General features: G+C 41.1%; 14 protein-coding genes. 8 read left to right on the forward strand and 6 right to left on the reverse strand.

Annotation, left to right across the window (positions count from 1 at the left end; all coding sequences use genetic code 11):
- The 8 genes from PR725_RS15220 to trmL all read left to right on the forward strand — a co-directional run.
- Positions 1-472 (forward strand): UDP binding domain-containing protein (locus PR725_RS15220; RefSeq protein ID WP_272569638.1); only part of this gene is annotated, 472 nt, incomplete at its 5' end.
- Between the two features lie 15 nt (positions 473-487).
- Complete coding sequence (locus tag PR725_RS15225) at positions 488-1234, forward strand: glycosyltransferase family 2 protein (protein WP_272569640.1); 747 nt, start codon at positions 488-490, stop codon at positions 1232-1234.
- Between the two features lie 15 nt (positions 1235-1249).
- On the forward strand, positions 1250-2197 hold the full coding sequence (locus PR725_RS15230) for an NAD-dependent epimerase/dehydratase family protein (RefSeq protein ID WP_272569642.1): 948 nt from the start codon (positions 1250-1252) through the stop codon (positions 2195-2197).
- Between the two features lie 48 nt (positions 2198-2245).
- A complete protein-coding gene (locus PR725_RS15235) occupies positions 2246-3391 on the forward strand; it encodes a polysaccharide export protein (protein WP_272569644.1) in 1146 nt (381 codons plus the stop codon).
- Positions 3392-3397: 6 nt separating this feature from the next.
- Positions 3398-3826, forward strand: a complete 429-nt coding sequence (locus PR725_RS15240) for an arsenate reductase/protein-tyrosine-phosphatase family protein (RefSeq protein ID WP_240105727.1) — start codon at positions 3398-3400, stop codon at positions 3824-3826.
- Positions 3827-3861: 35 nt separating this feature from the next.
- On the forward strand, positions 3862-5940 hold the full coding sequence (locus tag PR725_RS15245) for a polysaccharide biosynthesis tyrosine autokinase (protein WP_202983390.1): 2079 nt from the start codon (positions 3862-3864) through the stop codon (positions 5938-5940).
- A 17-nt stretch (positions 5941-5957) separates the two neighbouring features.
- The gene (gene galE / locus PR725_RS15250) at positions 5958-6983 is read left to right on the forward strand and encodes a UDP-glucose 4-epimerase GalE (RefSeq protein ID WP_109912517.1); all 1026 of its coding nucleotides are present in this window, start codon (positions 5958-5960) and stop codon (positions 6981-6983) included.
- A 160-nt stretch (positions 6984-7143) separates the two neighbouring features.
- Positions 7144-7647, forward strand: a complete 504-nt coding sequence (gene trmL / locus PR725_RS15255) for a tRNA (uridine(34)/cytosine(34)/5-carboxymethylaminomethyluridine(34)-2'-O)-methyltransferase TrmL (RefSeq protein ID WP_196719875.1) — start codon at positions 7144-7146, stop codon at positions 7645-7647.
- 29 nt (positions 7648-7676) lie between these two features.
- On the opposite strand, the gene PR725_RS15260 is transcribed toward trmL, so the two are convergent.
- The 6 genes from PR725_RS15260 to PR725_RS15285 form a co-directional block, all read right to left on the reverse strand.
- Entirely contained in the window at positions 7677-8039 is a 363-nt protein-coding gene (locus PR725_RS15260) for a type II toxin-antitoxin system PemK/MazF family toxin (protein WP_004906953.1), read from the reverse strand.
- Positions 8036-8281 (reverse strand): AbrB/MazE/SpoVT family DNA-binding domain-containing protein, encoded by a 246-nt coding sequence (locus PR725_RS15265; protein WP_004906951.1) that lies wholly within the window; start codon positions 8279-8281, stop codon positions 8036-8038. Before PR725_RS15265 ends, PR725_RS15260 begins: the two co-directional genes overlap by 4 nt.
- Before the next feature lie 151 nt (positions 8282-8432).
- Positions 8433-9254, reverse strand: coding sequence for a serine O-acetyltransferase (gene cysE / locus PR725_RS15270; protein WP_004906950.1), 822 nt, complete (start codon positions 9252-9254; stop codon positions 8433-8435).
- A 23-nt stretch (positions 9255-9277) separates the two neighbouring features.
- Positions 9278-10306 (reverse strand): NAD(P)H-dependent glycerol-3-phosphate dehydrogenase, encoded by a 1029-nt coding sequence (gene gpsA / locus PR725_RS15275; protein ID WP_004906948.1) that lies wholly within the window; start codon positions 10304-10306, stop codon positions 9278-9280.
- Positions 10306-10782: a protein-export chaperone SecB gene (gene secB / locus PR725_RS15280; protein WP_004906947.1), complete on the reverse strand. Its 477-nt coding sequence runs from the start codon at positions 10780-10782 to the stop codon at positions 10306-10308. Before secB ends, gpsA begins: the two co-directional genes overlap by 1 nt.
- Before the next feature lie 129 nt (positions 10783-10911).
- The gene (locus PR725_RS15285) at positions 10912-11349 is read right to left on the reverse strand and encodes a rhodanese-like domain-containing protein (RefSeq protein WP_004265159.1); all 438 of its coding nucleotides are present in this window, start codon (positions 11347-11349) and stop codon (positions 10912-10914) included.
- Positions 11350-11779: the final 430 nt, after the last annotated feature.

The following is an 11779-nucleotide window of genomic DNA, read 5'->3' on the forward strand; positions in this document are numbered from 1 at the left end:
ATCTTTAGACCCACGTATTGGCAGCCATTATAACAACCCTTCATTCGGTTACGGTGGTTATTGTTTACCAAAGGATACCAAGCAACTGTTAGCTAACTACGATGACGTACCAAATAACTTGATTAACGCCATTGTGGAATCGAACCGTACTCGCAAAGACTTTATTTCCGATGCGATTATCGCTAAAGCACCACGTAAAGTCGGTGTTTATCGCTTAGTCATGAAAGCAGGCTCTGATAATTTCCGCGCCTCTGCGGTACAGGGTGTGATGAAGCGCATCAAAGCGAAAGGTATCGAAGTGGTGGTGTATGAGCCGGTTTTAAAAGAAGAAGAGTTTTTCCGCTCTAAAGTTATTCGTGACTTAGAGACTTTCAAAGCAGAAAGCGACATTATTTTAGCCAACCGGATGGTGCCTGAACTGGAAGATGTGGCAGAGAAAGTCTATACCCGCGATTTATTTGGTAATGATTAATTTGGTGACGATGAGATGTCTGAAATTGTAACCCAAGAATTAGTTTCTATTATTATGCCTTGTTATAATGCAGAGCAATATATAAAAGACTCCATTAATTCTGTGTTAAACCAAACCTATCCTCACTTTGAATTAATTATTATTGATGACTTATCTACAGATAATTCTATTAATATTATTAATTCCTTCAGTGATAACAGAATCAAACTTATTCAATTAACACAAAATGGCGGTGCTGGGGTAGCTAGAAATACTGGTATAGAAGCAGCTCAAGGTCGGTTTATAGCTTTCCTAGATAGTGATGATCTATGGCGTCCAAATAAATTAAAAGCTCAATTAAGCCATATGATAGAAGGAAACTATCCTCTTTCGTATACTCAATACCAAAAGTTTACACAAGAGGGCAAAGGTAAACTCGTTATTCCTCCAAATACTGTGACATATAATGAATTACTTTATTGCAATATCATTGGTTGTCTGACTGCTGTCTATGATACAAAAATATTAGGCAAGCAATTTATGCCGCTGATCAGGAAAAGACAGGATATGGGGCTATGGCTAAAAATATTAGCCCAAGGTCACACAGCTTACTGTTGTCCTCAAGTCCTTGCTGACTATCGAACTGACTCAGGTATGACTCAAAATAAAATTGACGCCGCAAAATATCAATGGAAGTTTTACCGCCAGGAATTAAGTTTTAATATCATAAAATCAACTAAATATTTTATTGGCTATGCCATTAAAGGCATAATCAGAAAATAAAACTCAGGATTAACTATGCTAACTATCATCGGTGGTTCCGGTTTTATCGGCACCCGTCTCTCTAATCAATTAAAATCCCAAAATATCGATTTCAAAATTGTTGATATTCAAAAAAGCGAAGCTCATCCTGAAAAATGGGAATTTGCTGATGTTACCAAACCTGAAACACTTATTGAGCCATTAAAAGGCAGTGATGTTATTATTAATTTGTCTGCTCAACATAAAGATAATGTGCACCCAATTAGCCTTTACTATGAAGTGAATGTTGATGGTGCTAAAAATGTCTGTGATGTGGCTGAGCAGCTTGGCATTAAACATATTGTATTTACCTCTTCTGTCGCTGTTTATGGCTTTGTTGAAAAAGAAACTGGCGAAGACGGTGAATACCATCCGTTTAATGACTACGGCAAATCAAAACTTGAAGCTGAATATGTCTATGATGCATGGCAAGCCAAGTCAGCAGATAATATCTTAGTCACCATACGCCCAACGGTTGTTTTTGGTGAAAATAACCGTGGTAATGTTTATAATTTATTTCGCCAAATTGCTTCAGGTCGTTTCTTAATGATCGGAGCAGGGAATAACCAAAAATCGATGGCTTATGTTGAAAATGTCGCTGCATTTATTTATTTTGCGACTACGTTTACAACTGGAAAACATATTTTCAATTATATTGATAAACCTGACTTTACTATGAATGAACTAACCACTGTAATTTGTGGTGCGTTAGATAAACCAAAATCAAATATCCGAATTCCTTACCCAATCGGAATATTAGGCGGTTACTGCTTCGACATTCTTTCTAAAGTGACAGGTAAAGAATTTCCTGTCAGCAGTATTAGAGTGAAAAAATTCTGTGCAAGAACACAATTTAAATCAAACTACATTGCTGATACCTCATTTACACCACCAGTCACACTGGAAAAAGGTATAGCCAATACAGTTCAATACGAATTCAAATAAAATAGGCGAGTGCCTTTAACCATATTGCTATAGGGATAGAGTGTATTTATGAAGCGTCTTTCTGTTGCTGTACTTATGCTAACCGCATTAACGGGCTGCACCATCACCCCCGGTGCCTATATGTCAACCTCAGACAAAAATGTGGTTGATACCGGTGACCGTGACATTACCAAATTAGTTGATATCTACCCAATTTCACCAAAATTATTGGATGATATGTACACCGCCCCCACCATTGCTAAACCCAATGCGCAGTTAGAAAAGCAACTGACTAACTATGAGTACCGTGTGGGCGCAGGTGATGTATTAACTATCACAGTTTGGGACCACCCTGAACTGACTATCCCTGCGGGTTCATACCGTAGTGCGCAGGACTCCGGTAACTGGGTTCACGCTGACGGCACTATCTACTACCCGTATATTGGTAAAGTTAAAGTGATCGGTAAAACCGTCACTGAAATCCGTACACTGATCAGCAACCGTTTAGCCACCTATATTGAATCCCCACAAGTGGATGTCAGTATTGCTGCCTTCCGCTCACAAAAAATGTATGTCTCTGGCGAAGTTGCCAAACCAGGTACACTACCTATCACTAACGTTCCTTTGACTATCTTAGAAGCCTTTAATAATGCCGGTGGCTTAACCGAAAAAGCCGATTGGGATAACGTCGTTCTTACCCGTAATGGCAAGGAAATCAAAGTGTCATTACAAGATTTAGTTCAGTATGGCGATTTAACCCAGAATTACCTGATGCTACCAGGTGATGTGCTATATGTGCCACGTAATGATAGCCAGAAAGTGTTTGTGATGGGTGAAGTCGGTCAACCAACGACCTTAACCATTGACCGTGCGGGTATGAGCATTACTGAAGCTCTAAGCAAAGCGAGCGGGATAAACCAAACAACTGCTAATGCAACGGGTGTATTCGTTATTCGCCCAATTAAAAACCAGCCTGCTGAAGATAAAGAACTCGAAGCACTATTACCGAAAAAAATGGCCGCGGTGTATCAGTTAGACTTATCAGATGCCACCTCACTTGTGATGGGAACTGAATTTAAACTGCAACCTTATGACTTAGTATATGTTACTGCAGCGCCAGTAGTGCGTTGGAACCGCCTGATTACCCAACTATTACCAACCATTGCCTCTTATAACCAGTTAACGGAAGGCACCAAGCGTATTCACGATTGGTAATACACAATGTTTAATAATATTCTCGTTGTTTGTATGGGAAATATCTGTCGCTCTCCTACGGGGGAGCGTTTATTACAAAATTACTTCCCACAAAAAAAAGTGCGTTCTGCTGGTATTATCGCAAAAAATAAGTTGCCCGCTTATGACAGTGCCATCCGGATAGCCAAGCAACATAACCTTTCCCTTGAAAACCACCAATCACGTCGATTAACCAGCGAAATATGCCATAAAGCAGACTTAATCCTAGTGATGGAAAACGATCATATTGCTAAAATCCATCAGCAGTTTCCTGAAACTCGCGGTAAGGTGATGTTATTTGGGCAATGGATCAATAAAACCGAAATCCCTGACCCGCACAAACGCAGCGATGAAATGTTTGAACATGTTTACCAGTTGATGGAAAAAGCCGCGATTGCTTGGCAAGGCAAAATTTAATTTTATTTATTGGATGACTTAACATTTAACCTATTATGAACACAACAAAAAATAGCTCCCCTGCCTCAGATGAAATCGATCTGCTCGCTCTGTTTAAAGTTTTGAAATCCAACACCATTAAAATTGGGTTTTTTACTGTTATTTTTGCAGCTATCGCCATTGCATACAGTTTATTAGCAACCCCCATATACCAAGCGAATGCTACCTTACAGTATGACAAATTAGGTCAGGTCTCATTACTCGACCAAATGAGTGATGTCATGCCATTTGGTAACAGCAATAACCAAGTCGACTCTGAAATTGAAGTCATCAAGTCCCGCATGGTGTTAGGTAAAACCGTTGCAGACTTGAACTTAGACACTCAAGCAGCCCCTGAAGGCTTTGTCAGTAAGTTACTTGGTGAAGTGGCTCCCGTCCATATTGCCCTATTTCAATTACCTGAAAACTTAATTGGCCAGCCATTGACCCTGACGTATTTGGGGGATAATAATTATTCCCTCAATGTGGATGGCCAAGTCTTGCAAGGTAAAGTGGGTGAAGTGCTCAAACAAGGGGAAATTAACTTATTAATTTCCAGTTTCGCGGCTGAAACTGGCGAAGAGTTTTCATTAATCAAAAATGCCCGTTACTCCACCATTGAAGACTTACGCAATACCCTAACCATCGCGGAAGTGGGCAAAGGTACCGGTATTATCAGTTTAGCCATTAAAGGTGCGGATCAAGTTGAGAATGTTAACATTCTCAACAGTGTTATCCAAAACTATGTAGACCAAAATACCGAACGTAAAAAAGAAGTCACCAACAATACACTCGTGTTCTTAGATGGCTACTTACCTACGATTAAAAAGAAATTAGATAACTACGAAAACCAGCTCAATGCCTTTCGTAAAAAGAATGAATCGATTGACCTTTCTTTAGAAGCTAAAGCGGCTTTAGATACTGCTTTGCAGGTCGAAGAAAAGCTCAATGAATTGACCTTCAAAGAAGTGGAGATTCAACAGTTATATACTCGTAACCACCCAGCTTATCAGTCCCTATTAGACAAGCGCCAACAGTTGTTACGCGAAAAAGAAAAAATCAGCAAAAACATTCAAAAATTACCGAATACCCAACAAGAAATCGTCCGTTTAACCCGTGATGTTGAAGCAGAACAAGCGATTTACGCTCAGTTAGTTGCGAAACAACAAGAGCTCAGTGTACTGAACTCCGGTATTACCGCGGATGTGCGTATTATTGATTCTGCGGAGTCCCAACCAAAGCCTGTGGCACCAAAAAAATCACTGATTGTTGCTCTTGCCACTATCCTTGGCTTTATTGTCGGCTGTGCGTATGTGATTGCTCGCGAGTTCTTTAATAATAAAATTAAGAGCACGGAAGATATCGATGCATTGGGTGTCAACGTCTACGCTACCATTCCTTTCTCAGCCCATGAGAAAAAACTGATTGAAGCAGGCAATAAGAGCCCATTAGCGATAGAAAACCCAGCAGATACCGCCGTTGAAGCTATCCGTTCATTACGTACCAGCGTGTACTTCTCGGTTATGAACCAAGGTAACAACCTCGTTATGGTGACTAGTGCGTCACCTGGAGTCGGGAAAAGTTTTGTTACCTCCAATATGGCGGTGGTACTGGCTAACGCAGGTAAGAAAGTGTTATTAATCGATACCGACTTACGTAAAGGTCGTTTGCACAAAGCCTTTGGCTTAAACAATAAAGCGGGCTTATCTGAATATCTGTCACAGCAAAACATAGAATCACCCACTATTCATGCCAACGTGATTGAAAATCTTGATGTGATTTGCCGTGGTAAAAATGTCACTCACTCGTCTGAATTATTAATGGGTGAGCGCTTTAAGCAGTTGCTGGATAAAGTCAAAAACCAATACGACATTGTGGTGATCGATACCGCACCAATCTTAGCAATTACTGACTCAGCAATTATTGGTAAATATGTCGGTACTTCATTACTGATTGCTTTCTACGGGGTGAATACCGTGAAAGATGTCGATTTATCACTGAAACGCTTTAAGCAAAATGATATCGAAATTACGGGTGTGATCTTGAATGGTATCGATGCAAGATCTGACGATTATAACTACCATTACGAATATTAAGACTCAGGAATATTGAGATGAATAATCAACACGTTCTCGTTACTGGTGGTCTTGGCTACATTGGTAGCCATACCTGTGTACAGATGATCCAGCAAGGGATGCAGCCGGTTATTTTAGATAACTTGCATAATGCTAACCTTGAAGTGCTTAACCGTATTGAAGCTATCACAGGTGTTAAGCCGGTCTTTTACCAAGGTGATGTGCGTGATCGCCAAATTTTAGCGTCCATTTTTGCTAATCATCAAATTCATTCCGTCATTCACTTTGCTGGGTTAAAAGCCGTTGGTGAGTCAGTACAGAAACCGATTGAATACTATGATGTTAACGTCAATGGCACACTGGTATTAGTGGAAAGCATGAAAAAAGCTGGTGTTAAAAGCCTGATTTTTAGTTCATCGGCAACCGTATATGGCGACCCTGAAGAAGTACCATTAACAGAAAATTCCAAAGTCGGTGGAACCACCAACCCATATGGAACCAGTAAGTATATGGTTGAGCGTATCCTTTCGGATTTATATACTGCGGAAGATGATTGGTCACTGACATTGCTGCGTTACTTTAACCCTGTTGGCGCACACCCATCCGGAACCATGGGGGAAGACCCGCAAGGTATTCCAAATAATTTGGCACCGTTTGTTTCACAAGTCGCTGTAGGCCGCCGCCCACAAGTCATGGTATTTGGTAATGATTACCCAACACCGGATGGTACTGGTGTGCGTGACTATATTCACGTGATGGATTTAGCAGATGGCCATATTGCCGCACTGAATAAAGTTAGCCAACAAGCAGGATTACATGTTTACAATCTTGGTACAGGAACTGGCACAAGTGTGCTGGAAATTATTACTGCTTTTGAAAAAGCGGCAGGTAAACCAATTAAATATGAGATTGTAGCAAGACGCCCCGGTGATATTGCGGAATGCTGGTCTAGCCCAGAAAAAGCATTGAAAGATTTAAACTGGAAGGCACAGTATTCAATTCAAGATATGGTGAATGATAGCTGGCGTTGGCAGTCCATGAACCCTAATGGTTATAACAGCTAGCCTCAACGAGTTATTTCAGAGACGAGCCTTTATGGCTCGTTTTTTGTTTTCAGGGGTACAAATAATTTTTACGGTACAAATAAAAGTTCCACATGAAAACAAAGCCATTTGCGCGTAAACTCTTCTCATCATTTCTTATCAAAAATATCAGCTTAACGTTATGCCACACATTGTTTTATTCGAACCGGAAATACCGCCAAATACTGGCAATATCATTCGTCTTTGTGCCAATACTGGCTTTGATTTGCATCTTATTCACCCTCTTGGGTTTACATGGGATGATAAACGCCTACGCCGTGCGGGTTTAGACTATAGCGAATTTGCCGATATCAAGCACCACCATGATTATTTTACTTTTTTAAAAAGTGAAGGGCTAAACCCGGATAATAACCAATCTGAAAGTGGGGCTCGCGTGTTTGCCTTAACCACTAAAGGTAAACCAAGCCACAGCAATGTCAGCTACCAACAAAATGACTATTTGATGTTTGGCCCTGAAACCCGTGGGTTGCCACCTTATGTGCTAGATAACATGCCAATGGAGCAAAAAATTCGTATTCCTATGTTGGCAGATAGCCGCAGTATGAATTTATCCAACTCTGTGGCAGTGGTTGTGTTTGAAGCATGGAGGCAGTTGGGGTATGCAGGGGCGCTGCTAAAGGACTAGATTATAAAAGGAGCTCAGTTTGAGTTCCTTTAGTTTGAATCAATAAAAAAATGCTCTCCACCAATTAATGGGATCAACCTTGCGAGCACACTATCAAGAACCCCCTCATCAGCAACTACTCCAAACTTCATACTTCTATCTTTCCAAGATAGTGTTTGAATAAGGTTTGCCGCAGCAACACACGGAGTATCAAGATTATTTATCCCTACTTCTGTTATGTGCCCTCTAATGCTTGTGCTAATAGGACAACAAATTACCAAGCCTGATTTTTTATTATATTCCACACTGGATAAAACGAGTGCAGGCCGATATTTTCCTATTTCTTTTCCTTTCGTTGGGTCAAAATCTAACCAAATAATATCATTTCGCCTTGGTATGTAACTTTTACTCATTCACCAATTTCCATATCATTAATTTGAGCAAGTTCATCTGAATGACTATTATATTCATTCATATTGTCAAGCAAATAAGCTTCAGAAAACATCCTTATCTTCTTTTTGGGAGAAAGAACCAAATTACCGTTATTAACAGAAATATCAAGACGTTGACCAACCTCAATACCTAATTGTTTTAAGATAGCTGATGGGATAACAATGCCTTGGCTATTTCCCCATTTTTTTATAGCAACGCTCATTTCTCTTACCCCATACTTATTTTTGAGTATATTAGTTTCTCAATGTATAAACATTGTATAACTTCATTGAGGTTAAGGCAAATTTTTGGTCGATTTATATACAAATGAAGGAAATCAAAAATGAAAACGATCGAACTAGAACCCTCACAACTCAAATTCCATCCCCATCTTCAAAACCCCAAATACTGCCATTAAAGTTTTGATCCATTTCTAAGGACGGTTTATCGCTGGTTGGTTTACCGACAATACGTGCGGGAACCCCTGCCACTGTGGTGTGCGGTGGAACGGGATGAAGCACGACTGAACCTGCGCCAATTTTTGCGCCGCGGCCAATTTCAATATTACCGAGTATTTTTGCCCCTGCGCCAATCATCACCCCTTCCCTCACTTTCGGGTGGCGGTCACCACAGGTTTTCCCAGTACCACCGAGTGTGACGGATTGTAGGATTGATACATCATTTTCCACAATTGCAGTTTCCCCAATCACGATGCCAGTTGCGTGGTCAAGCATGATGCCACAACCAATACGAGCAGCTGGGTGGATATCGACCCCAAATGAAACGGAGATTTGATTTTGTAGGTAAACTGCCAGCGCTTGGCGGCCTTCTTTCCACAGCCAATTACCGATACGATAGGCTTGCAAGGCGTGGAAACCTTTCAAATACAATAATGGAGTGGAATATTTATCAACGGCGGGGTCACGTAGGCGAACCGCGGCTAAGTCCATTGCTGCAGAGAAAATCATGCCTTCGTCATTGCGATAAGCTTCTTCAACAATTTCACGCACTTCAAGCGCTGGCATAATCGGCGAGCTCAGTTTATTGGCTAGCATATAGCTGAGCGCACTGCCTAAATTGTCGTGCTTTAACAATGTCGCGTTAAAAAAGCTGGCGAGGAGTGGTTCGCAGTCCGCAAGAGACTTCGCTTCATCTTTAATGAAACCCCAAATTCTATCCAGTTCTTCACGCGACATAATCACTCACCTATCTATTTTTATTAATCATGCAGCTTTGGCATATCGGCAATTTCATCTTTCGTCGCACGCCCTAGTAGTGCTTGCGCCGCCTCTAACACATTTTTATGACGGTAAAGGATTTGATAAATTTGCTCAGTAATTGGCATTTCAACACCTGCCCGCTCAGCCAGTGCGCGGACTTCCTTGGTATTACGATAGCCTTCAACGACTTGGCCAATCTCTTTTTCTGCATCTTCAACGCTAACGCCATCACCTAGCATCATGCCAAAACGGCGGTTACGGGATTGGTTATCTGTACACGTTAACACAAGGTCACCTAAGCCTGCCATACCCATAAAAGTTGCAGGGTCTGCTCCCAAAGCTGCACCTAAACGACTCATTTCAGCTAAACCGCGGGTAATCAATGCAGTACGTGCATTCGCACCAAAGCCCATGCCATCAGAAATACCGGCACCAATAGCAATCACGTTTTTCACTGCACCGCCCAGTTGCACCCCAACCATATCCGGGTTCTTATAGACGCGAAAGCTCTTGCCGCAATGGAATAACTTTTGTAAGTCATCACCAAATTGGCTATCGCTTGCGGCAACAGAAATTGCTGTTGGTAAACCTGCGGCGAGCTCTTTTGCAAACGTTGGACCGGACAACACAGCCAGAGGAATTTCATTACCTAATACCTCACGTGCCACTTCTTGCAACAAACGGCCAGTATCCCTTTCTAAGCCTTTAGTCGCCCAAATAATACGGGAGTCTGCGCGTAAGTATGGCTGGATTTGCTTTAGTACATCACCAAAAACATGGCTCGGTACCACAATCAAGATATTAGGGCTCGCCTCAACGGCGCATTTTAAGTCCGTTTCGAGAGATAAACTATCAGGAAAAGAAACGCCAGGCAAAAACGCCTGATTGCTGCGATCTTGTTCTAATTGATGAATGTGTTTTGGGTCATGGCCCCATAACACAACCTGATGTGCATTACGTGCAAGCGTAATGGCTAAAGCGGTGCCGTACGAGCCGGCACCGATCACTGTCATTGAAGCAGTATTCATTAAGCGTCCTGTTGAGCTTCTGAGTTCTGCGCTTGTTCACCTTGTTGCTGCTGTAAATAGTTCATGAACAGTGCATCAAAGTTAACTGGCGCTAAGTTCAATTGTGGGAATGTACCACGGCCCACTAAGCTAGTGATTGCTTCACGTGCATATGGGAACAGGATGTTCGGGCAATATGCACCTAAGCAATGTGCCATTTGAGTACCTTCAATACCTTCGATAGAGAAAACACCCGCTTGCTGGACTTCACACAGGAAAGCGGTTTCTTCACCTAAAGTTGCAGTCGTTGTGACGCGTAAAACAACTTCATAAACACCTTCAGACAGCTGAGTTGAAGAAGTATCTAAATCTAATTTAATTTCTGGCTGCCACTCGTGTTGAAAGATGTGTGGTGCATTAGGTGCTTCAAATGAAACGTCTTTTGCATAAATGCGTTGAATTTGAAAAACCATTTCTGAGTTGTTTTGTTCTGACATAGTTTATGTACCTTTAACTTCCATATGAATTTTCCCTGTCATTCTTTGAGCTACAGGGGTGTTCGCTGCATTGCGCTACCCAAGTCACATACTGCGAATATAACTTGGGAGCAAATACATGCTGGATAACTACTTCTTACCACGAGCTAGCGGAAGGTTTTCACCTGCCCAGCCAGAGATCCCTTCTTTCAGGACAAAGACTTTTTCAAAACCGTGTTGTGCCAGCTGTTCAGCAGGTTTACCTGATTCCATACCACTCGCAGAAACGATAATCACTGGTTTCTGTTTGTGTTTTTCTAATTCACCTAAATTATTCTCTTTAATTTCAGACGGTGTTAAGTTAATAGAATCAATAATGTGCCCTTTACGGAAATCATCGCGAGAACGTAAATCGACAACAACCGCCTCTTCTTTATTAATCAGTGTAATCGCTTGTGAACGAGCAATCACTTTCGTTTTAGAGAAAAGGCCTTTAAAGGTCATAACAACCACAGCAACTAATAGCGCTATCCAAACCAGACTCAATAACATGTTCCGGCTTACAAATTGCATGATTTCTTGGATCATGGGGGGCAATCACTCCCGTTAGTTAAAAACGAATATCAAAGGGTTCTGAGTATACCTTTGTGTTGAGCTAATTACAGCCAATTCCCGCAAACTAGCTTATTTTTTTTGCGCTAAGGCACGCAAAATTAACACCGTTCAGTGAAAAATCGCTTTTCTGTTTCGAAGCGGTACGCAAATATTTTATCATAAACGTGCGAAACAGGTCTAAATCGTGCTTCAAATAGGCAGTGAATAAGAAAAAAGTATTGAATACTGGCTATACAAAATAAATCAGTGATAATAAAACTGTGTTATTTGACTTAATATAGTTCTGATTCAGGGCAAAAGTCCGAATTTATAAATGTTTTCAATACTATTTGTTAGACAGTGCTGGAAACCATCACTTGCAGATGAAATAATCAGTTATTGCATTTAATTGAGGTGATTTATC

The sequence above is a fragment of the Providencia sp. PROV255 genome, from assembly GCF_028478065.1.
GTDB classification, from domain to species: domain Bacteria; phylum Pseudomonadota; class Gammaproteobacteria; order Enterobacterales; family Enterobacteriaceae; genus Providencia; species Providencia rettgeri.

Bases quoted from the DNA above. Each gene is read 5' to 3' on its own strand.
- PR725_RS15235 (WP_272569644.1), top strand. From the start codon at position 2,246: ATGAAGCGTCTTTCTGTTGCTGTACTTATGCTAACCGCATTAACGGGC.
- PR725_RS15285 (WP_004265159.1), bottom strand. From the start codon at position 11,349: ATGATCCAAGAAATCATGCAATTTGTAAGCCGGAACATGTTATTGAGT.
- gpsA (WP_004906948.1), bottom strand. From the start codon at position 10,306: ATGAATACTGCTTCAATGACAGTGATCGGTGCCGGCTCGTACGGCACC.
- PR725_RS15230 (WP_272569642.1), top strand. From the start codon at position 1,250: ATGCTAACTATCATCGGTGGTTCCGGTTTTATCGGCACCCGTCTCTCT.
- cysE (WP_004906950.1), bottom strand. From the start codon at position 9,254: ATGTCGCGTGAAGAACTGGATAGAATTTGGGGTTTCATTAAAGATGAA.
- galE (WP_109912517.1), top strand. From the start codon at position 5,958: ATGAATAATCAACACGTTCTCGTTACTGGTGGTCTTGGCTACATTGGT.
- trmL (WP_196719875.1), top strand. From the start codon at position 7,144: ATGCCACACATTGTTTTATTCGAACCGGAAATACCGCCAAATACTGGC.
- PR725_RS15245 (WP_202983390.1), top strand. From the start codon at position 3,862: ATGAACACAACAAAAAATAGCTCCCCTGCCTCAGATGAAATCGATCTG.
- PR725_RS15225 (WP_272569640.1), top strand. From the start codon at position 488: ATGTCTGAAATTGTAACCCAAGAATTAGTTTCTATTATTATGCCTTGT.
- secB (WP_004906947.1), bottom strand. From the start codon at position 10,782: ATGTCAGAACAAAACAACTCAGAAATGGTTTTTCAAATTCAACGCATT.
- PR725_RS15265 (WP_004906951.1), bottom strand. From the start codon at position 8,281: ATGAGCGTTGCTATAAAAAAATGGGGAAATAGCCAAGGCATTGTTATC.
- PR725_RS15240 (WP_240105727.1), top strand. From the start codon at position 3,398: ATGTTTAATAATATTCTCGTTGTTTGTATGGGAAATATCTGTCGCTCT.
- PR725_RS15260 (WP_004906953.1), bottom strand. From the start codon at position 8,039: ATGAGTAAAAGTTACATACCAAGGCGAAATGATATTATTTGGTTAGAT.